This window comes from Paraburkholderia sp. ZP32-5, from assembly GCF_021390495.1.
In the GTDB taxonomy this organism is placed as follows: Bacteria; Pseudomonadota; Gammaproteobacteria; order Burkholderiales; family Burkholderiaceae; genus Paraburkholderia.
The window spans coordinates 3,475,820-3,494,919 of sequence record NZ_JAJEJP010000001.1 but is presented as its reverse complement, the minus strand read 5'-3'; the positions used below and the strand labels follow the sequence as shown (position 1 = coordinate 3,494,919).

Sequence of the window (19,100 nt, the reverse complement as noted above, 5' to 3'; positions counted from 1 at the left end):
TTCGAATTCCTTCAGTCAGAGATCGCTTCAACACTCGCCGCGCCTTGCACCGCTGCCTGAGCGAGATGAACGGCGGATGCGGATTCGCGGCTGCGGTCGAGCGGAATGTTGTAGGTGATGCGCGCGCCATACGCGCCGGGCGCTTGCGGATCGACGCGCACCTTGTCGAAAACCAGCACGCGGCTGCCCAGCGTGAAGCCCTCTTTCAGGTCATGCGTGACCATGAAAATGGTGAGCTTCGCTTCGCGCCACAGGTCCGATAGCAGCTCGTGCATATCGCGGCGGATACCGGGGTCGAGCGCGCCGAACGGCTCGTCGAGCAGCAGCACGCGCGGCTTCATCATCAGCGCCTGGGCGATCGCCAGACGTTGCTGCATGCCGCCCGACAGTTGCTGTGGAAATTTGTGCAAGGACGCACCCAGACCCACGCGTTCGAGCATCGCGGCGGCTTCGTCGGCAGCCGCGCGGCGCCGCGCGCCGAAGAGCCGGCCCGTGAGCTTCGCTTGCGAAAGCTCGAGCCCCAGCATCACGTTGCGCAGCACGCTCAGGTGATCGAACACCGAGTAGCGCTGAAACACCACGCCGCGATGCGGGTCCGGCTCACCGGGCAACGGCTTGCCGTCGAGCAGGATCTCACCGCGAGTCGGTCGCTCCTGGCCGAGCAGCAGCCGCAGAAACGTCGACTTGCCGCAGCCCGATGCACCGACCATCGAACAGAACTCGCCTTCCTTGACGGTCAGATTCAGGCGTTCGAGCACGACCTGGTCGCCATACTCTTTCCATACGTTGCGCACTTCGATCATCACGCGCCTCCGCAATACCAGGGGAAGGACCACCGCGCGATCCGGCGCAGCAGTTCGTCGGTGAGCCATGCGAGCAGCGTGATCCACGCGACGTACGGCAGGATCAGATCCATCGACAGATAGCGGCGCACGAGGAAGATGCGATAGCCGAGGCCGTCGGTCGACGCGATCGCCTCGGCGGCGATCAGAAAGAGCCATGCCGCGCCGAGCGACAGACGCATCGCGACCAGCAGGCGCGGCAGCAGTTGCGGCAGCACCAGACGCAGAATCAGCGTCCAGCTGGTGGCGCCGAGCGTCTGCGCCTTGACCCACAGCTCGGCCGGAATCTCGCGAGCGCGTGCATGCAGGTCGCGAATGATCATCGGCGTGATGCCGAACACGATCAGCACGACCTTCGACAACTCATCGAGCCCGAACACGATGAACAGGATCGGCAGCACCGCGAGCGGCGGCACCATCGACACGACGGTGATGAACGGCGACAGCGTCGCGCTGACGAGCGGCAGCGAGCCGGTGGCGATCGCGGCGGTCAGCGCGATCAGCGCGCTCACCACGAGACCGATGCCGAGGCGCCGCAAGCTGGACACCGTATCGGCCCACAGCAGATATTCGCCGGTGCGCCGGTCTTCGGTGAACGCGACGGTCTTGACCGCATCGCTCATTTGCGCGGCGCTCGGCAGCAGCTTGTCATCGGGATTGGCCGCGAGCCGCATCGACGAGCCGGTGAAATAGACCGCGCAAAGCACGACGAACGGCAGCAGGAGCAGCATCAGGCCGCCGATCCGGCTCGGATGTCGATTGATGAGTCGCATGGTGGGCGCCTTGTTTTAAAGCCTTGCAGAAAGGCCGCAATGCCGGTCTCAGAGCTTGCCCGCCGCTGCCATCGCGACGTAGCTCGGGTCGAAGCGCAGCTTGACGTTGTTCTTGTTGCCGATCACGACGCCCTTGTCGAATGCCATGCCGACCGCGTCCGCGCTTTTCGCGTCCTGGCCGAGCAGGCCGTGATCGAACGAGAACTTCGCGACGCGCGTCATGATCTTCGGCATGTCGGGGCTGGTGACGAAATCGAGCGCGGCTTGCGGTGTATAGAAGAGCGCGGTGGTCGACAGTTGACCCTTGAAGTTCGCGAGATCGGTGCCCGAGGCCTTCGCCATCGCGGTCAGCGCGGAGGTGCTTTCGGCGGAATTGGTGTGCATCAGCGCGACCATTTCGAACCACGCGCCGGTCAGTGCCTTGCCGAGTGCCGGGTTCTGCTGCAGCGTCTTCGTGTTGACGACCATCATGTCCATGATCTCGCCGGGGATCTTGCTCGAGTCGAAGACTTCGGTGACGTTCGGCTGTGCTTTCAGGTCCGCGAGCATCGGGTTCCACGTGACCGCGTTGTGCACCGTAGGCGTTGCGAAGGCGCCGGAGATGTCGGCATCGGATGTGTTCACGACCTTCAGGTCACGCTCGCTCATATGCGCGCTTTCGAGTGCGCGCGCGAGCAGGTAGTGCGACACGGAGAACTGCACGAGATTGACTTCCTGGCCCTTCAGATCGGCGATCTGTTTGCCTTTGCCCTTGATCAGCACGCCGTCGTTGCCGTTCGAATAGTCGCTGACGATCAGCGCGGTCGAATCGACGCCGCCGGAGGCGGGGATCGTCAGCGCATCCATATTGGTCATCGCGCAGCCGTCGAACTTGCCGGCCGTGTATTGATTGATCGATTCGACGTAGTCGTTCAACTGCACGACATCGACGTTGATGCCGTATTTCTTCGCCCACTTGGAGACGATGCCTTGGGTTTTTGCCTGGCCCCACGGCATCCAGCCGGCGTAGATGGTCCAGCAGACCTTGAAATCATTGCGACCCGCGGCGAACGCGGGGCTTGATGCGAGTGTGGCGAGGGAGACGGCGGCAATGCCAAGACAGCGCACGAGCTTGAACATGGGTTGACCTCGGAGGGGACGGTTAGCGACGGCAGGGAGCAGCGCAAACATCGCGTTCTCTCCCGGGCTTTTATCCCGCCGTGTAACCTCGCCAGAGGTCGACGGCTCTCGGACCAGCGCCTGCGCGATGCAGGCCGGAACCCTAGCCGTCCATTTACAGATTGTCTGAACCGGGTGTTGCGCCGGCTCCTTGCGTGCTCTTTAAAGCGGGAAGTGTGCCAGGGCCGAAGTGGTGCTGTGGCTGGGCTTGAGCCTTGAGTTTTTGCCCTGTGGCGGGGAGGTGTGCACCGATGTAAGTCAATGCGCGCACCTGATTCGGGCGTGAGAGGTTGGTGCTCGCGAGGGAGTTGGGGGTAATGGAACGGTAAGCGAGTTCGCTAGCAGCGCAGTGTGTCCGGGTGATTGCAGGCGGATGTGTACAAGGATCTTTTCAATGGATTGATTCGGACTTTTTTCGTAAATCTATTGATTCGAATTAGAGTGCGATTCAACCGGGAGAAATGGGACCGAGTCGACTCGGGTGGATTTCGAATCTCTTTTCAATATTTTCCCGCGCGATCGTTATCGTAAAGAATTGAGCACCGTCACAGTAAAACGCGAAGGGTTATAGGACTATGCAAAACTTTCCGGAAGGCGATCATGGGTGACTACAATACTTCGCTGGTTGATACGGACGTTTCTCGCGAAGACGCCCCAAAGAGCGCACTTAAGCTCTATGAGCGCCTTGTCGACGGCGGCGTTATCCGTCCCGAACTGCGTGATGATTTGTCGCTGCGTGGGTTCGCTTTTCCGTTACGCGATGACTTTCGAGGTCTGGATGACCTTGAAGGCTGGGGTTCTCCCGAGCGAAAAGTTAATTCACATAGCCCGGAATTTACACGTATCAAGGCTATTGAAATCGATGTGACGGGCCACGCCTGGCAGATTGGTGCAGATGGTCGCCCAGAACTGATTGCTCACTCTCGCAATTACGGTTTGTTCATGAATTTTGAAGGCGGCTTTCGAGTGAATTGCCCATCTTGCAACGTTGCTGTCGAGATTGGGGCAGAGGGAAGTGAAGGGCTGGATGATGCTCTGAATGTCTGGTGCGAGGATCCGGACTCCCATTCACCTCTACGCTGCAGGTCATGTCATGTTGCCGCGCCGTTGTCGGCATGGCGCTCTAAAGATTACGAATTCGCGGCAGGCCACCTTGGAATGACATTATGGGGTGAGCATCTGCTGGGTCTTACGGAACGTCCGTTTAGCGCTGCGACGAAGCTTCTGAAAGGGTTGTTTGCTGGAAGCGATGGCGTTGATCCTGCTGTTGTTTTTTGCAATATTTAAGGGCGAACAGCGCAGCATTTCGACGGATGAGAATATCGCGGCATTTTTGCGACGCATAACTGGCTGACCGGGCTCGGCCGTCCAGCCGACTTACGGTTTCACGACTATCTGAGTGTCGTCTGTTGGCACATCGAGCATCCGGAATTCAAAGGAGGATAGACACATGGCGGGACTGCTAGTGCCGGCAATCGAGGGAGCGGCAACGGAACTTGGGCCCGTATTGGCGCGAGTGGGAGCCGTCTTGTTGGGCGGAGCGACGGCAGCCGGGACAGCTAGTCTGTCCGGCGATACCGCGAAGAACGACAGCAAGGCAACACCCGCTGTGCGCGCAGTGCCGAAGACGGGCGAGCGTTGCAAGAAATGTCCACCTGAGGAAACGGGGAGAGCCAAGCAGGCCATCCATCACATGACCGCGGCAGCGCGCGAATATCAAGGCCGCATCACGGGGTGGCCGTATAGCGTAAAGGAAGGATGGAGCGAGGAATGGGAGTGGAAGACAATTGATTTCGACGGCTTCATCGCTGCGCGATGCATGCTTCAAGAGGCGAAGGGTAACTACGATCAATTCCTTGATATGCCTTGGGCCGCTTCGTCGTTTTCTGGCTTTGATGGAATGGAATCCACGATTGTGAGACATGGCAGAGCCGTTCGTAACGATCCGCCGACAGGCCTGACATGGTATTTTCAAGGGCCGAAGACGCGTGCAAAAATGCTCCGGCTTCTAACTCAATGGGGTATTCAGTCTGTGGTCGTTCCTTGAGGCACACATGTCGACGATGGAAATCAACACGCAGTTTCGCGACACCGCATTGTCGCCGATCGATTTCGAATCGGTTCTGTTCCGGCTGGGTAAGATCATTGAAATAATCGGCGAGCGACAGCCCGAACTCCGGAAAGACGAGTGGTATCTAAAAGGCCAAACGCAGAAGGAAGCCAGGCTCTATCGCGCCTTTGATGCCGATGCCGCGTCAACCGCCGCAATCGCGGTTTTAAAAGAGTCGTTTCGAAATTCGCCCGATCAAACGTATGTTGGGATCTGGGCCCACCCCGAAGGATCAGAAATGGGCGGCAGCATGACCTGCCACATTGGCCCATCGGGTGAATTGAATTCACTCGCCGTATCGTTAACAGGCGAACATGCGTTGATCGATTTCGATGCGTTCACCCAATACACAAGCTGCGTTGCAGATGAGTTCAACCCCATCTATGCGGAAGTGTCTCCGGCGGAATATTTTGAGAAGCGGGTGTTCGACGACAAACCCGGTGTTGGCTGGATGCTGTATCTGCCTAAAGTCGTCACCGTGCAGCAGGTTCCTGAAGCGCGTGCGTTGATTCCGGTTCCAGGTCCCGGCAGGGAGCAGACCGGCACAATCATCGTCAGCGTTACCGATGCGGTGTTTTCGGTCGACAACACGGAACATGTCGAGGTCGCAAACCGTATCGAAATCCGTCTGGTTGATCAGGATCTATTGCCGTCCTATGCGGAACTTTAAGCACGGTGCGCCGACGAACGACTCCTTGCGTTCGTCGGTGATTTCACGTTTGTCCAGATACTGCCCGAGTCGGCGGGACACATTTTCCGAGTAGCCGGTTTCTGCCTTCCAGATGAGCAAAAGCTGTGTATCGCCACTCGCTTTCACGTTTTCGTGCGAGAAACGGCAACCGCTGCGCCAATCCCGTCGTGCGCGTAGCGCGGCTCCAACAGCGCATTGGCGATGAGGGCTTTCGATCGATTCTCTCCGGCCATCTGCAGAAACCTTTCGTCTGTCACGCCTTGGCCCGGCCTGGCGGCGCGCAATGATCGTCGGGTTGGCCAAATGCGTGTCTCTTTCCAACGGCCGGCTGCTCGTGACGCAAGGGTTCGCTCTGCCTTGGCTAAGGATGTCGTCCTGCCAGGCAGGACGGTCAGCGCGGGTTCGGCAACGCTTTTGCGGGCGTGAGCGGCGGAGTGTCGAGCAGAGCGGCCTTGGCTGCGAGCAGCCCGTTCTCGTCCACCTCAAAACGGCGAAGCCACGCGTTCGTCGACGCGACCGTGTTGTAGACCGGCGCGTCGCCATTGATCGTCCCTTGTTGCAAGACGTCGAGACTCGTCGTGCGGATCGGGCGCAACGCATGATCGAGCACAACATAAGCGGGCGGTGGTGATGGCCGTTCGCCCTCGCTTGCCGCGCGGCCCGAGTCCGGCTCCACTCCCGCGCGAATGATCACGCCAGCACCGTAGTCGTTCAGGCTGAACCACGAAGGGGGCAATTCAGCGCGCAATTCGCGCACGCCGCCCACTTTGTCGAACATCGCCTTCTCGATCGCGGTCAGCCAGCCCACCGTTTTGATTTGCCCTTTGAGGCCACGTGCGGCGTTGTCGATGACCGGCCCGACATCGAGCCCGGGCATCATTTGGCTGATCCAATACTCGGTCGCTTCATTCTCTTGCCGCGCGGTGGGCGACAGGTTGACACCGTGCCCGGCGTGGCCGTGGATCGCGTTTAGCCGCTGGGCGGCGTTGAAGAACAACCGCGCGAACGCGTCCGGGTTCTCCTGGACCGCGAGCATGGGCCAGGAGAACTCGACGACGTCGACGCCGCGAGTGCCCATCTTTTGCTCCCACGCCCGCATGCCGAAAGTGTGGAAGCCGTAAAACCCCGCGTCGCTCGCCTGCTCGCCGCTCATGAAGTAGAAATCGAATCGGTCGTTCTCTTTGAGCGAGGCCGCGAACTCGCGCATCGGTTTGGCGCGCTTGAACGGCTGCGAAGCTTTGCCGTTGTGCCACACGAAGGTCAAGACGTCGCCCGAGGCCGCCAGATACTCATCGAGGCAATCAGCCAGCGCGAGGCGGACAGACGGCTCATAGGCTTTCTCGAAATACAGAACAGCCCGAACGACGAGCGCCGCGCCGATGCCTTCGTGCGAATGGCGCGGCTCCAACAGCGCGTTGGGGACAAGGGCTTTCCACTGGTTCTCTTTGGCCCACCGCAAGAAATCGTTGTCCATTTGGGTGTCGTTTGCTCAGGGCACGGGAATGGGCGGAGGTGGCGGCGGCAAGCCGCGAAGCCCCCAGCCGCTAACGCATGCCAGGGTCTCTCACGACCTATTTCCGCTTCCACAATGACTTTTTCTCGCCCGCCTCCCCCGAATCCGGCGGCGGTTCATCACCGGACTCGGTCGTCTTGTTGAGCGCTTTGAGGTCCGGGTTGGTCATCGACAACTGATTCACCATGGCGACTCCGATTCGACCCGCGATCTCATTGGTCACCACGCCGCCGAACGCTTCGACCGGCAGTTCGATGTTGAACGCCTGGTCTGCCACGTCCTGAACCTTCGTTGCTTCGACAGAGCAGATTTTGAACGCCTGCGTCTCGTCGTCCCAGCGAATGACGAGGCTTCGTTTCGGTTGGGTTTTCGACATTAGTATCCTCTGCACTGTTGATAACGTTGAAAGGCCTTTTGGGAGCACATGTCCATCCGGCGCTGACCGCCCATCACGCCTTTGTAAAACGAACACTCTTCCATGTCTCGTTCGTATTGCGCGTGGCACTCGGCCTCGTCTTCCTCACTGACTCCTCGGGCGGCTTCGGTCTGGACTGCGCTGCCGCTCTGGCTGGCGTGGTATTCGAACGGCTGGGCGTCCCCAAGCGGTGTTTGGGGGCTGGCGTCGGCTACGCCAGCGCCGGAGGACGGGCCAGAAGCTTGGGAGGCCGCCAACGCCCCCGCGCCCGCAAGCCCCGCGGCGACAGCGATCAGCGAGCCGTCCGGATGGCAGCCCATTGCAGCCAGTTCGCCCGTCTCGAACGATTGACCCATACTCGCGTTTGACGCGACCATGGTCGGTTGCGGCGAGCAATGACAGGCGCAAAGATCGCCATCGAGCGCGGCCTCTTTTCCCATCAAATTACCCGGCCAGCGTGGGCCGGCTGCGACAATGTGGCCGGTTGTATTGCAGGCGGGGCACGAAACCGCAGCCCCGATGAACGCCAACAATCTGCCATCGTTGGACATGCCGTCTATGCCTTCTATGACTACGCCGCCAACAGACGATTTATCACCTTGAAGCAAGTAATTCCGACGCATGAGACTCCCTTGGAGTTCGGGATTTGCATCACTTTACATAGGTATGAGGAAAGCGCTGCGCGAGCGGAGCGAGCGCCGCCGTTAAAAGACCGCCTGGTTTGGTTTTTTGGGGGCTGCCAACGCACAACATCAAACTGGCGGGCGGCCTCGGAGAGATCGAAATCGGCGAGGTTGGGCGCTTTGGGCTTGTTCAAGGCCAGTTCCAGATTGAAGGCAAGAGCCCAGCGCTTAGCCCGTTGATAGTCCTTTGTGCGTAAGGACCGTTTCATCTCCCGCCCATTGCGGATAAGGCGCAGGTAGACGCCTAGGCGGTTGCAGTAGAGACGCGGCAGTTTGTGCAAGATGGCTCACCGACGCACAAAGCAAAAAAGCCGCTGTCCTTGTGGGACAGCGGCTTTTCCTTGAAACTGGTGGCGAATCAGGGACTCGAACCCCGGACCTGCGGATTATGATTCCGTCGCTCTAACCGACTGAGCTAATTCGCCGAAAGAAGCGAGATTATGCTGACGGGGCCGGAGGATGTCAACCCCCGGCCGCCATCTTTTTCAACGTATGCCAGCTTGCCCGGACATCAGTCCTGCGCGTAGATATCCGAGTCCTTGGTCTCCCGCACGAACAGCATGCCGATCACGAAAGTGATGACCGCGATCACGATCGGATACCACAGCCCCGAGTAGATGTTGCCCTTCGCCGCGACGATCGCGAACGCGGTCGCCGGCAGGAAGCCGCCGAACCAGCCATTGCCGATGTGATACGGCAGCGACATCGACGTATAGCGGATCCGCGTCGGGAACATCTCGACCAGCATCGCGGCGATCGGTCCGTAGACCATCGTCACGTAGATCACGAGGATCGTCAGCACCACGATGCTCATCGGCCAGTTGATCTGCGCCGGATCGGCCTTCGGTGGATAGCCGGCGGCCTTCAGCGTGCTGGCGAGCGTCTTCTCGAATACCTTGGTTTGGTCCTTCGCATCGGCGGCGCGTCCGTCGAACGTGTTGACGACGACGTCGCCGACCCGGATCTGCGCGATCGTGCCGGCCGGCGCCGCGACGTTGTCATAGTTCAGACCGGCTCGCGACAGTGCGCCCTTCGCGATGTCGCACGAGGTCGTGAACTTCGCCGTACCCACCGGGTTGAACTGGAACGAGCACTCCGACGGATCGGCGATCACGACGATCGGCGACTTCGCGGTCGCCGCTTCGAGCGCCGGGTTCGTGTAATGCGTGAGCGCCTTGAAGAGCGGGAAGTACGTCACCGCGGCGATCAGCAGACCGGCCATGATGATCGGCTTGCGGCCGATACGATCCGACAGCGAGCCGAAGAACAGGAAGAACGGCGTGCCGATCAGCAGTGCGAGCGCGATCATGATGTTCGCGCTGGTGCCGTCGACCTTCAGCGTCTGCGTGAGGAAGAACAGCGTGTAGAACTGGCCCGTGTACCACACGACGGCCTGGCCGGCGGTCAGGCCGAGCAGCGCCAGAATCACGACCTTCAGGTTCTTCCACTGGCCGAACGCTTCGGAGAGCGGCGCCTTCGAGGTCTTGCCCTCGGCCTTGATGCGCTCGAACACCGGCGACTCATGCAGTTGCAGACGGATCCACACCGAAACGGCAAGCAGCAGGATCGACACGATGAACGGAATGCGCCAGCCCCACGCACCGAACGAATCCTCGCCCATCAGCGTGCGCACGCCGAGAATCACGAGCAGCGACAGGAACAGGCCGAGCGTCGCGGTGGTCTGGATCCACGCGGTGTAGAAGCCGCGGCGGCCAGCCGGCGCGTGTTCGGCCACGTAGGTCGCGGCGCCGCCGTACTCGCCGCCGAGCGCGAGACCTTGCAGCAGCCGCATCGCGATGAAGATCACCGGCGACGCAATGCCGATCGCCGCATAGCCGGGCAGGAAGCCGACGAGGAACGTCGACAGGCCCATGATGATGATTGTGACGAGGAACGTGTACTTGCGCCCGACCATGTCGCCGAGCCGCCCGAACACGATCGCGCCGAATGGCCGCACCGCGAAGCCCGCTGCAAAGCTGAGCAGCGTGAAGATGAAGCCGGCGGTCGGATTGACGCCGGAGAAGAAGCTCTTGCTGATGAAGGCCGCCAGCGAGCCGGCCAGATAAAAGTCGTACCACTCGAACACCGTACCCAGCGACGATGCGAAGATCACCCGCTTCTCATCGCGCGTCATCGGCACGGGCGAGATGTGCCCGCCAACGGTAGCCATATGTCGTCTCCAAATATTTGATATGCAGGCGGAATCGCCGGCTCGGGCGTTTCCGTGCAACCGATTATTGGAGTGGAAACTTACGTCGTTCTGACGTGGCGAGGGGAGGTAGGGTAGTCCGGTAAGCCGGTGAATCAGCATCCAATTCCGGGCAACGTGCGCGGAATTTCTCGCAACATGCGTGGAAGTATCTCAAAATCACGCGCTGGGCGTGGCTGACGTTCGGCGCCCGTTAGGGTAAGTCCCGCCCCCGTTCCAGCAGATGCAAGCTGACACGCACGAGCGTTCCCGCCAGCCGTGGCGAGTCCTGATAGACGTTATCGTCGATCGTCAGCTCGCCGCCGTGCATCGCGGTGATCTCGCGGACGATCGCAAGTCCGAGGCCGCTGCCGTCGCCCTCGCGGCCGAGAATCCGGTAGAAGCGCTCGACCACGCGCGAGCGTTCGGCCGCGGGAATGCCGAGCCCGGTGTCCTCGACTTCCAGGTGCACGAGGCGCGCGGCCGCGTCGTGCCGGACCCGCACGGTGATGCGCCCGCCCGCCGGTGTGTAGCGGATCGCGTTGTCGATCAGGTTCGATAGCATTTCGCGCAGCATCACCGGATTGCCGGCGACTTCAACCGGCTCGTCGGGCGCCTCGTAGCCGAGGTCCATCTGCTTCGCGAGCGCTGGCTGCACCCATTCGCGCACCGCGCTACGTGCCAGCTCGCCGAGCTCGACCGGCGTGAAGATCTGTCCGGAGCGCCGGTTCTCCGCGCGCGCAAGCGCGAGCAACTGCGTGACGAGCCGCGCCGCCTGCTCGGAACTCGTCGCGATCTGTTCGAGCGAGCGATGCACCTCCGCCGACGCGTTCTGACGCAACGCCAGCTCGGCCTGGGTGCGCAGGCCGGCGAGCGGCGTTTTCATCTGATGCGCGGCGTCCGCGATAAAGCGCTTCTGCAGCTCCATATTCTGTTCGAGGCGCGTGAGCAGGTCGTTAAACGAGGTCACGAGCGGCTCGATTTCGGGCGGCGCGCGCTGTGCTTCGAGCGGCGATAAATCATCCGGGCGGCGCGCGCGGATATGCGCCTGCAGCGCATGCAGCGGCGCGAGCCCGCGCGACAGCCCGAACCACACCAGCAGGATCGCGAGCGGCAGGATCACGAACTGCGGCAGGATCACGCCCTTGATGATGTCGTTGGCGAGCTGGCTGCGTTTGTCGAGCGTTTCGGCGACCTGCACGAGCACCGGCTGCGCGCCCGGCGTCTGCGGAAACTCGACGGTCGTGTAGGCGACGCGGATGTCGTTGCCGCGCAGCACGTCATCGCGAAATTCGACGATGCCAGCTTGCGGACGGTCTTCCTCGTGCGGCAGCGGCATGTCGCGCTCGCCGGCGACGAGTTCGCCGCGCGTGCCGAGCACCTGAAAGAACACGCTGTCGACGTTGTCGGCGCGCAGGAAGTCGCGCGTGGATTCGGGCAGCGACAGCTCCGCGACGCCATTGACCGGATGGATCTGGCGCGCGAGCACGTAGGCATCGGTTTCGAGCGCGCGATCGAACGGGCTGTTCGCGATCGATTTCGCGACCAGATAGGTGACCGCGAGACTCATCGGCCACAGCAGCAGCAGCGGCGCGAGCATCCAGTCGAGAATTTCGCCGAACAGCGAGCGCGGACGCGCCTCGGCGGCGGCTTCGGTCTCGTCGGGCGGAGCGAACGGATTGGCGTAGCGCGCGTCGCGCGCCTCGTCGAGGTCCGCCGCGTGCGCCGTGGCGCGATCAGCGCGTGCGGACATCGCGGCCCTCTACTTATAGTGATGGCTCGCCGGCATCGTGCCGGAGGACGGCGCGGCGGACGGTTGGGCCGGTTGGGTTGGCGGGGGTGGCTGCGGCGGCTCGGCGCCGGGCGAGGGCGCGCCGGTGTTCGCCGCGGAACTCGCATTCGCCGGCGGCGCCGCTTTTTCGAGGCAGTAGCCAAGGCCGCGCACGGTAATGATGCGCACCCCGCTCGGCTCGATCTTCTTGCGCAGCCGGTGCACGTAGACTTCGATTGCGTTGTTGCTGACTTCCTCGCCCCATTCGCACAGGTGATCGACGAGCTGTTCCTTCGACACCAGCCGGCCGATCCGCTGCAGCAGCACTTCGAGCAGGCCGAGTTCGCGCGCCGACAGATCGATCACCTGGTCGTTCACGTAGGCGATCCGGCCGATCTGATCGAACGTCAGCGAGCCGTGCCGCACCACCGTCGGACCGCCGCCCGCGCCGCGCCGGGTCAGCGCGCGCACGCGCGCTTCGAGTTCGTTGAGCGCGAAGGGTTTGGCCATGTAATCGTCGGCGCCGAGGTCGAGCCCCTTGACGCGTTCGTCGACGCTATCGGCGGCGGTCAGGATCAGCACGGGCAGGTTCGAATTGCGCGCGCGCAGGCGGCGCAGCACTTCGAGTCCGGACATGCGCGGCAGGCCCAGATCGAGGATCAATAGGTCGAACGTCTGCATTGACAACGCGGTATCGGCTTCCACGCCGCTTTTCACGTGATCGACCGCATAGGCCGATTGGCGGAGTGATCGAACCAGACCGTCCGCGAGTATGCTGTCGTCTTCGGCAATCAGAATTCGCATGATGCGCCAGCCTGGCTTTGCCGGCACCGTGGGGTTCGCCCCGGGCGCGCAGCGGTCTCCGAAATCATTTATGGGTAGTTGGGCGGCGCGACAGTAAAAATGCGTGTTCGCATAACAATCGTGCTTGCCAAAACTACTGTTTTTTTATACAGTGTCTGCGTTTCGTGTGCTGTTCACTCGAATAGCCTCGGGAACATGCCACAACCGGCTGAAACCCGGGCGCACACCTGCCTCAGACGCCGTTCATCATAGCAAAGGACGATTCATGGAAGAAAGCAAGAAAGGCTCGGCTGGACTGACTGCTGAAAAGAGCAAGGCACTTGCCGCCGCGCTCGCGCAGATCGAAAAGCAGTTCGGCAAAGGGTCGGTCATGCGGCTCGGCGCAGGTGAGGCAGTCGAAGACATTCAGGTTGTGTCGACCGGCTCGCTCGGCCTCGACATCGCACTGGGCGTCGGCGGTCTACCGCGTGGCCGCGTGGTCGAAATCTACGGTCCGGAATCGTCCGGTAAAACCACGCTGACGCTGCAGGTCATCGCCGAAATGCAGAAGCTCGGCGGCACCGCGGCGTTTATCGACGCGGAACACGCGCTCGACATCCAATACGCGGGCAAGCTCGGCGTGAACGTCTCCGATCTGCTGGTCTCGCAGCCGGACACCGGCGAACAGGCGCTCGAAATCGCCGACGCGCTGGTGCGTTCGGGCTCGATCGACATGATCGTGATCGACTCGGTCGCGGCGCTGGTGCCGAAGGCCGAAATCGAAGGCGAAATGGGCGACTCGCTGCCGGGTCTGCAGGCACGTCTGATGTCGCAGGCGCTGCGTAAGCTCACTGGCACGATCAAGCGCACGAACTGCCTCGTGATCTTCATCAACCAGATCCGTATGAAGATCGGCGTGATGTTCGGCAATCCGGAAACCACCACGGGCGGTAATGCGCTGAAGTTCTACGCGTCGGTGCGTCTGGATATTCGCCGCATCGGTTCGATCAAGAAGAACGACGAAGTGATCGGCAACGAAACGCGCGTGAAGGTCGTCAAGAACAAGGTGTCGCCGCCGTTCCGCGAAGCGATTTTCGACATCCTGTACGGCGAGGGTATTTCGCGTCAGGGCGAAATCATCGATCTCGGCGTGCAGGCGAAGATCGTCGACAAGGCTGGCGCCTGGTACAGCTACAGCGGCGAGCGGATCGGTCAGGGCAAGGACAACGCGCGTGAATTCCTGCGCGAAAATCCGGACATCGCTCGTGAAATCGAAAACCGCATCCGCGAATCGCTGGGCGTCACCGCGATGGCAGATGCCGTGGCCGGCGCAGACGCTGAAGAAATCGCGGGCGAAGAAGAGTAAGCATCACGTGATACGCAAAGGCCGGCCGCTGTCTGGTTCCAACTCCGGACGCTATCCGGACGGCCCGCGCGACACAGCGGGTGGAGCGTCCGATCGCGATGCCTCATCCGCTGGCGATCCATTCGATCCGTTCGAATCATTCGACGCACACGATCGCGCCGCGGGCCGAGGCTCGCGGCGTACACGATCCGAATCCTCCGCATCACCTTCCTCATCATCATCTGGCGCGGGGTTTCCCGACACCAGTTCCGAAGCTGCTGCCGAAGTCACCTACACCCGTTCGCGCCGCCAACCCGGCGAAGCTAAGCCGGGGCAGTCCGACGAAGACGACAGCAGAAAATCCCAGCGTCCAGCGCGCTCGCTAAAAGGGCGCGCGCTCGGTTATCTGTCGCGACGCGAATACAGCCGCGCCGAACTCGCGCGCAAGCTCCAACCTTATGTCGAGGAAACCGATTCGCTCGACACGGTGCTCGACTCACTGGAAGCCGAGAACTGGCTCTCCGATTCACGCTTCGCGGAAAGTCTGATTCACCGGCGCGCTTCACGGCTCGGTACGAGCCGCATCCTCGGTGAACTGAAACAGCACGCGCTGAACCCGGCGCTGGTCGAAGAGGCCACCGCGCAATTACGCGACACCGAACTCACGCGCGCGCTGGCTGTGTGGCGCAAGAAGTTCGGCGAGCTTCCGCAAACGCCGGCCGAGCGTGCGAAGCAGGCGCGCTTTCTCGCGTCGCGCGGTTTTTCCGGCGCGACGATCGGCAAGATCCTCAAAGGTATCGACGAGATGGACAGCGGCGATTAGCGCGGCGGTACCGGCGCGGCTGCGCGGGCGGCAACCCCGCGCCCCGAGCCAGCGGCCGGCCTTGCGCATTGCGGGGTATCCCGAATACCCGTTATGCTAAAATCCATAAGTTTTCCAATCCGGCCTTTCCTTCCCGCATGTCGCTTTCCCCGCCAGTATCCCGTCAGTTGCGCCATCGTCGCGCAATCAGAGCGGAAGCTTACGAGCGAGCCGACGGCCTGTGGGATGTGGAAGCGTGCCTCACCGACGAAAAGCCGCGCGATGTAGCGCTTGCGTCGGGTGTCCGGCCCAATGGTCAGCCGATCCATGAACTCTGGCTTCGCATCACCATCGATCGCAAGCTCAATGTCGTCGACGCCGAGGCGTCGTCCGACTGGGTGCCCTATCCAGGGTTGTGCCAGGCCAGCAATCCCGCCTACCGTGCCCTCATCGGGCTCAATCTGTTCCACAACTTCCGTCGCGATGCCGCCCGTTTGCTGGCCGGTACGGCCGGTTGCACGCATCTCACCGAGTTGTGCGCAATCCTGCCGACCGCCGCGATCCAGGCGTTCGCCGGCGAGGTATGGAACACCAATGACAGCACGCCAGGCGAGAACGCGGGTTCCGCAGACAGATCGTCGAACGGCACGGGCGAACATTCCAACGACAAACCGCCATTCCAGTTGGGACGCTGCCACGCGCTGCGTTTCGACGGCGAGGCGGTGAAACAGTTTTATCCGCGCTGGTATGGCCACGCACCGCATTCGGTGGAGCGCGCGGCTGCGGCGGACGACGCGGCGAGCCGCGAAGAAAGCGGCAACGTGTCGGCCTGAACGGCGGCAACGGAAACGAAGTTCAATCCAACTCTCAGACTGAAGGGAATCACGCATGAAGATTCACGAGTACCAGGGTAAGGAAATCCTGCGGAAATTCGGCGTCGCGGTACCGCGCGGCAAGCCGGTCTTCTCGGTGGATGATGCGGTCAAGGCCGCGGAAGAGCTCGGCGGCCCGGTTTGGGTCGTGAAGGCTCAGATCCACGCGGGTGGCCGTGGCAAGGGCGGCGGCGTGAAGGTTGCCAAGTCGCTGGAACAGGTTCGTGAATACTCGAACCAGATCCTCGGCATGCAACTCGTCACGCACCAGACCGGCCCGGAAGGCCAGAAGGTGAATCGCCTGCTGATCGAAGAAGGCGCTGACATCAAGAAGGAACTGTATGTCGGCCTGGTGATCGACCGCGTGTCGCAGAAGATCGTCGTGATGGCATCGAGCGAAGGCGGCATGGACGTCGAAGAAGTCGCGGAAAAGACGCCCGAGCTGATCCACAAGATCGCTGTCGACCCGTCGACCGGCCTGAAGGATTCCGAAGCCGACGAGCTTGCAACGAAGATCGGCGTGCCCGCCGCTTCGCTGCCGCAAGCTCGCGCGATCCTGCAAGGTCTGTACAAGGCGTTCTGGGAAACCGACGCGTCGCTCGCCGAAATCAACCCGCTGATCCTGACCGGCGACGGCAAGGTCATCGCACTCGACGCGAAGTTCAACTTCGACTCGAACGCGCTGTTCCGTCACCCGGAAATCGTCGCTTACCGCGATCTGGACGAAGAAGATCCGGCTGAAATCGAAGCGTCGAAGTTCGATCTCGCGTACATCTCTCTCGACGGCAACATCGGCTGCCTCGTGAACGGCGCTGGCCTCGCAATGGCAACGATGGACACCATCAAGCTGTTCGGCGGCGAACCGGCGAACTTCCTCGACGTCGGCGGAGGAGCTACGACCGAGAAGGTCACCGAAGCGTTCAAGATCATGCTGAAGAACCCGAACCTGACCGCGATCCTGGTCAACATCTTCGGCGGCATCATGCGCTGCGACGTGATCGCGGAAGGCGTGATCGCGGCGTCGAAGGCCGTGTCGCTGAAGGTGCCGCTCGTGGTCCGCATGAAGGGCACGAACGAAGACCTGGGCAAGAAGATGCTCGCCGAATCCGGTCTGCCGATCATCTCGGCGGACAGCATGGAAGAAGCGGCTCAGAAGGTCGTCGCGGCTGCTTCGGGCAAGGCGTAAGCCAAAGCTCCAGCGGATTTACAGGCGCATTTACCAGCGCATTTGCCAAGTTGACGAGTGGCGGCGCGCAAGCGACACAGGCGTGAAACATCGCGCCGAATGGCGCTACCGCGCGACGCCAAACGAACAGAGGTCAATACATGTCGATTCTGATTAACAAAGACACCAAGGTCATCACGCAGGGCATCACCGGCAAGACCGGTCAGTTCCACACGCGTGCTTGCCGTGAATACGCAAACGGCCGCGAAGCGTACGTCGCGGGCGTGAACCCGAAGAAGGCCGGCGAAGATTTCGAAGGCATTCCCATCTACGCGAGCGTCGCTGAAGCCAAGGCTGAGACGGGCGCGACCGTGTCGGTGATTTACGTTCCGCCGGCAGGTGCTGCAGCTGCGATCTGGGAAGCAGTCGAAGCCGATCTGGATCTCGCGATCTGTATCACGGAAGGCATTCCCGTCCGCGACATGATCGAGCTCAAGGCTCGCATGCGCGCGGAAAACCGCAAGACACTGCTGCTCGGACCGAACTGCCCGGGCACGATCACGCCGGACGAACTGAAGATCGGCATCATGCCGGGTCACATCCACCGCAAGGGCCGCATCGGCGTCGTGTCGCGTTCGGGCACGCTGACGTATGAAGCAGTCGGCCAGCTGACCGCGATCGGCCTCGGCCAGTCGTCGGCAGTCGGTATCGGTGGCGATCCGATCAACGGTCTGAAGCACATCGACGTGATGAAGATGTTCAACGACGATCCGGAAACGGACGCCGTCATCATGATCGGCGAGATCGGCGGTCCGGACGAAGCGAACGCCGCGCACTGGATCAAGGACAACATGAAGAAGCCGGTGGTTGGCTTCATCGCTGGCGTCACGGCGCCTCCGGGCAAGCGCATGGGCCATGCCGGCGCGCTGATCTCGGGCGGTGCTGACACCGCTGAAGCGAAGCTGGAAATCATGGACGCATGCGGTATCAAGGTCACGAAGAACCCGTCGGAAATGGCGCGTCTTCTGAAGGCGATGCTGTAAATCGAAGAAATTCGCGTGCCGTAGCGGCGCGGTTTTGATACGCTTACGAAGTCCTTTCGTGAGCGGGCGGTCCCGAAAAGCGGGGGAGTGCAGACTCCCCCGCTTTTTTTCGTCCGCGTTCGTGTCCACGCGTCAGCTTTCTTCCGGTTTTCTCATGCTTGAATTTTTCACGACGCTCAACTGGGGCGCGGTCTTCCAGATCATCGTGATCGACATCCTGCTCGGTGGCGACAACGCGGTCGTGATCGCGCTGGCGTGCCGCAATCTGCCGCCCGCGCAGCGCGTGCGCGGCGTGCTATGGGGGACAGCCGGCGCGATCCTGCTGCGCGTCGTGCTGATCGCGTTCGCGGTCGCGCTGCTCGACGTGCCGCTTCTGAAGTTCACCGGCGGCTTGCTGTTGCTGTGGATCGGCGTGCGTCTGCTCGCGCCCGCGCACGACGTGCATGAGAACGTGAAGCCCGCCGACAAGCTGATCTCGGCGATCAAGACGATCATCGTCGCGGACGCGGTGATGAGCCTCGACAACGTGATCGCAATTGCCGGCGCGGCCGAGGGCGCGGAGCAGGAGCATCGGTTGGCGCTCGTGATCTTCGGACTCGTGGTGAGCATTCCGCTGATCGTGTGGGGCAGCCAGCTGATTCTGAAGCTGCTCGACCGCTTCCCGGTCATCGTGCTGCTCGGCGCGGCGCTGCTTGGCTGGATCGCGGGCGGTCTGATGGTCAACGACCCCGCCGGCGACCGTTGGCCGATCCTCGATACGCCCGCCGCCGAATATGGGATGAGCATCGCGGGTGCACTGTTCGTCGTGGTCGTCGGTTATCTGCTGAAGCGGCGCAATGCGAGACGCGCCGCGCTTTGAGTCTCCAGTTTTGAGTCTCGAGTTGGTTGCAACGCGAGCACGGGCCGATGCATGCGGCCTAAGCGCCGCCCTCACCGCGCCGATGCA

The 19,100-nt window shown here is 61.8% G+C and carries 18 protein-coding genes, 1 tRNA gene and 1 riboswitch; of the genes, 9 read left to right on the top strand and 10 right to left on the bottom strand.

The genetic code is table 11. The annotated features are described in order from the left end of the window. Window positions 1–11: 11 nt before the first annotated feature. Genes L0U82_RS15095 through L0U82_RS15085 form a run of 3 tightly spaced genes read right to left on the bottom strand, consistent with a single transcriptional unit; the run spans window position 12 to window position 2,734 of the window. Window positions 12–803: an ABC transporter ATP-binding protein gene (locus L0U82_RS15095; protein WP_233831988.1), complete on the bottom strand. Its 792-nt coding sequence runs from the start codon at window positions 801–803 to the stop codon at window positions 12–14. After that, the gene (locus L0U82_RS15090) at window positions 803–1,615 is read right to left on the bottom strand and encodes an ABC transporter permease (RefSeq protein WP_233831987.1); all 813 of its coding nucleotides are present in this window, start codon (window positions 1,613–1,615) and stop codon (window positions 803–805) included. The genes L0U82_RS15095 and L0U82_RS15090 overlap by 1 nt, the downstream gene beginning before the upstream one ends. Window positions 1,616–1,663: 48 nt before the next feature. After that, window positions 1,664–2,734, bottom strand: coding sequence for a putative urea ABC transporter substrate-binding protein (locus L0U82_RS15085; RefSeq protein ID WP_233831985.1), 1,071 nt, complete (start codon window positions 2,732–2,734; stop codon window positions 1,664–1,666). A gap of 57 nt (window positions 2,735–2,791) precedes the next feature. Continuing rightward, a riboswitch (guanidine-I (ykkC/yxkD leader) is annotated at window positions 2,792–2,891 on the bottom strand. Window positions 2,892–3,373: 482 nt separating this feature from the next. Between L0U82_RS15085 and L0U82_RS15080 the strand changes: the two genes are divergently transcribed. The 3 genes from L0U82_RS15080 to L0U82_RS15065 all read left to right on the top strand — a co-directional run bounded on the left by L0U82_RS15080 (window position 3,374) and on the right by L0U82_RS15065 (window position 5,553). Beyond that, window positions 3,374–4,060 carry a hypothetical protein gene (locus tag L0U82_RS15080; RefSeq protein WP_233831983.1) on the top strand — a complete coding sequence of 229 codons (687 nt, stop codon included), beginning with the start codon at window positions 3,374–3,376 and terminating at the stop codon, window positions 4,058–4,060. A gap of 163 nt (window positions 4,061–4,223) precedes the next feature. Further along, complete coding sequence (locus tag L0U82_RS15070; protein ID WP_233831981.1) at window positions 4,224–4,820, top strand: restriction endonuclease fold toxin 5 domain-containing protein; 597 nt, start codon at window positions 4,224–4,226, stop codon at window positions 4,818–4,820. Between the two features lie 7 nt (window positions 4,821–4,827). Continuing rightward, entirely contained in the window at window positions 4,828–5,553 is a 726-nt protein-coding gene (locus L0U82_RS15065; RefSeq protein ID WP_233831979.1) for an immunity 52 family protein, read from the top strand. 412 nt (window positions 5,554–5,965) lie between these two features. Here L0U82_RS15065 and L0U82_RS15060 read toward each other — a convergent pair whose 3' ends face one another. The 7 genes from L0U82_RS15060 to L0U82_RS15030 form a co-directional block, all read right to left on the bottom strand. Continuing rightward, window positions 5,966–7,048, bottom strand: a complete 1,083-nt coding sequence (locus L0U82_RS15060) for a type VI immunity family protein (protein ID WP_233831978.1) — start codon at window positions 7,046–7,048, stop codon at window positions 5,966–5,968. Between the two features lie 97 nt (window positions 7,049–7,145). Further along, window positions 7,146–7,463, bottom strand: a complete 318-nt coding sequence (locus tag L0U82_RS15055) for a hypothetical protein (protein ID WP_233831977.1) — start codon at window positions 7,461–7,463, stop codon at window positions 7,146–7,148. Further along, complete coding sequence (locus tag L0U82_RS15050) at window positions 7,463–8,125, bottom strand: PAAR domain-containing protein (protein ID WP_233831976.1); 663 nt, start codon at window positions 8,123–8,125, stop codon at window positions 7,463–7,465. Before L0U82_RS15050 ends, L0U82_RS15055 begins: the two co-directional genes overlap by 1 nt. A 408-nt stretch (window positions 8,126–8,533) precedes the next feature. Further along, window positions 8,534–8,610: transfer RNA gene (locus L0U82_RS15045), tRNA-Met, on the bottom strand. An 86-nt stretch (window positions 8,611–8,696) separates the two neighbouring features. Next, window positions 8,697–10,355: an MFS transporter gene (locus L0U82_RS15040; protein ID WP_233831975.1), complete on the bottom strand. Its 1,659-nt coding sequence runs from the start codon at window positions 10,353–10,355 to the stop codon at window positions 8,697–8,699. Between the two features lie 232 nt (window positions 10,356–10,587). Beyond that, on the bottom strand, window positions 10,588–12,126 hold the full coding sequence (locus L0U82_RS15035) for a sensor histidine kinase (protein WP_233831974.1): 1,539 nt from the start codon (window positions 12,124–12,126) through the stop codon (window positions 10,588–10,590). 9 nt (window positions 12,127–12,135) lie between these two features. Continuing rightward, complete coding sequence (locus L0U82_RS15030) at window positions 12,136–12,948, bottom strand: response regulator transcription factor (RefSeq protein ID WP_233831973.1); 813 nt, start codon at window positions 12,946–12,948, stop codon at window positions 12,136–12,138. A gap of 265 nt (window positions 12,949–13,213) precedes the next feature. On the opposite strand from L0U82_RS15030, the gene recA reads away from it, so the two are divergent. The 6 genes from recA to L0U82_RS15000 all read left to right on the top strand — a co-directional run bounded on the left by recA (window position 13,214) and on the right by L0U82_RS15000 (window position 19,013). Further along, a complete protein-coding gene (gene recA, locus L0U82_RS15025) occupies window positions 13,214–14,293 on the top strand; it encodes a recombinase RecA (protein ID WP_233831971.1) in 1,080 nt (359 codons plus the stop codon). A gap of 7 nt (window positions 14,294–14,300) precedes the next feature. Further along, the gene (gene recX, locus L0U82_RS15020) at window positions 14,301–15,095 is read left to right on the top strand and encodes a recombination regulator RecX (RefSeq protein WP_233831969.1); all 795 of its coding nucleotides are present in this window, start codon (window positions 14,301–14,303) and stop codon (window positions 15,093–15,095) included. 137 nt (window positions 15,096–15,232) lie between these two features. Continuing rightward, on the top strand, window positions 15,233–15,907 hold the full coding sequence (locus L0U82_RS15015; RefSeq protein WP_233831968.1) for a DUF2889 domain-containing protein: 675 nt from the start codon (window positions 15,233–15,235) through the stop codon (window positions 15,905–15,907). Between the two features lie 55 nt (window positions 15,908–15,962). Further along, entirely contained in the window at window positions 15,963–17,132 is a 1,170-nt protein-coding gene (gene sucC, locus L0U82_RS15010; RefSeq protein ID WP_233831967.1) for an ADP-forming succinate--CoA ligase subunit beta, read from the top strand. A gap of 140 nt (window positions 17,133–17,272) precedes the next feature. Continuing rightward, on the top strand, window positions 17,273–18,154 hold the full coding sequence (gene sucD / locus L0U82_RS15005; protein ID WP_233831966.1) for a succinate--CoA ligase subunit alpha: 882 nt from the start codon (window positions 17,273–17,275) through the stop codon (window positions 18,152–18,154). A 154-nt stretch (window positions 18,155–18,308) separates the two neighbouring features. After that, entirely contained in the window at window positions 18,309–19,013 is a 705-nt protein-coding gene (locus tag L0U82_RS15000; protein ID WP_233831965.1) for a TerC family protein, read from the top strand. Window positions 19,014–19,100: the final 87 nt, after the last annotated feature.

What these genes read in the sequence shown, in the direction of transcription:
- L0U82_RS15095 (WP_233831988.1), bottom strand. Translation starts at nt 803, where the DNA reads ATGATCGAAGTGCGCAACGTATGGAAAGAGTATGGCGACCAGGTCGTG.
- L0U82_RS15090 (WP_233831987.1), bottom strand. Translation starts at nt 1,615, where the DNA reads ATGCGACTCATCAATCGACATCCGAGCCGGATCGGCGGCCTGATGCTG.
- L0U82_RS15085 (WP_233831985.1), bottom strand. Translation starts at nt 2,734, where the DNA reads ATGTTCAAGCTCGTGCGCTGTCTTGGCATTGCCGCCGTCTCCCTCGCC.
- L0U82_RS15080 (WP_233831983.1), top strand. Translation starts at nt 3,374, where the DNA reads ATGGGTGACTACAATACTTCGCTGGTTGATACGGACGTTTCTCGCGAA.
- L0U82_RS15070 (WP_233831981.1), top strand. Translation starts at nt 4,224, where the DNA reads ATGGCGGGACTGCTAGTGCCGGCAATCGAGGGAGCGGCAACGGAACTT.
- L0U82_RS15065 (WP_233831979.1), top strand. Translation starts at nt 4,828, where the DNA reads ATGTCGACGATGGAAATCAACACGCAGTTTCGCGACACCGCATTGTCG.
- L0U82_RS15060 (WP_233831978.1), bottom strand. Translation starts at nt 7,048, where the DNA reads ATGGACAACGATTTCTTGCGGTGGGCCAAAGAGAACCAGTGGAAAGCC.
- L0U82_RS15055 (WP_233831977.1), bottom strand. Translation starts at nt 7,463, where the DNA reads ATGTCGAAAACCCAACCGAAACGAAGCCTCGTCATTCGCTGGGACGAC.
- L0U82_RS15050 (WP_233831976.1), bottom strand. Translation starts at nt 8,125, where the DNA reads ATGCGTCGGAATTACTTGCTTCAAGGTGATAAATCGTCTGTTGGCGGC.
- L0U82_RS15040 (WP_233831975.1), bottom strand. Translation starts at nt 10,355, where the DNA reads ATGGCTACCGTTGGCGGGCACATCTCGCCCGTGCCGATGACGCGCGAT.
- L0U82_RS15035 (WP_233831974.1), bottom strand. Translation starts at nt 12,126, where the DNA reads ATGTCCGCACGCGCTGATCGCGCCACGGCGCACGCGGCGGACCTCGAC.
- L0U82_RS15030 (WP_233831973.1), bottom strand. Translation starts at nt 12,948, where the DNA reads ATGCGAATTCTGATTGCCGAAGACGACAGCATACTCGCGGACGGTCTG.
- recA (WP_233831971.1), top strand. Translation starts at nt 13,214, where the DNA reads ATGGAAGAAAGCAAGAAAGGCTCGGCTGGACTGACTGCTGAAAAGAGC.
- L0U82_RS15015 (WP_233831968.1), top strand. Translation starts at nt 15,233, where the DNA reads ATGTCGCTTTCCCCGCCAGTATCCCGTCAGTTGCGCCATCGTCGCGCA.
- sucC (WP_233831967.1), top strand. Translation starts at nt 15,963, where the DNA reads ATGAAGATTCACGAGTACCAGGGTAAGGAAATCCTGCGGAAATTCGGC.
- sucD (WP_233831966.1), top strand. Translation starts at nt 17,273, where the DNA reads ATGTCGATTCTGATTAACAAAGACACCAAGGTCATCACGCAGGGCATC.
- L0U82_RS15000 (WP_233831965.1), top strand. Translation starts at nt 18,309, where the DNA reads ATGCTTGAATTTTTCACGACGCTCAACTGGGGCGCGGTCTTCCAGATC.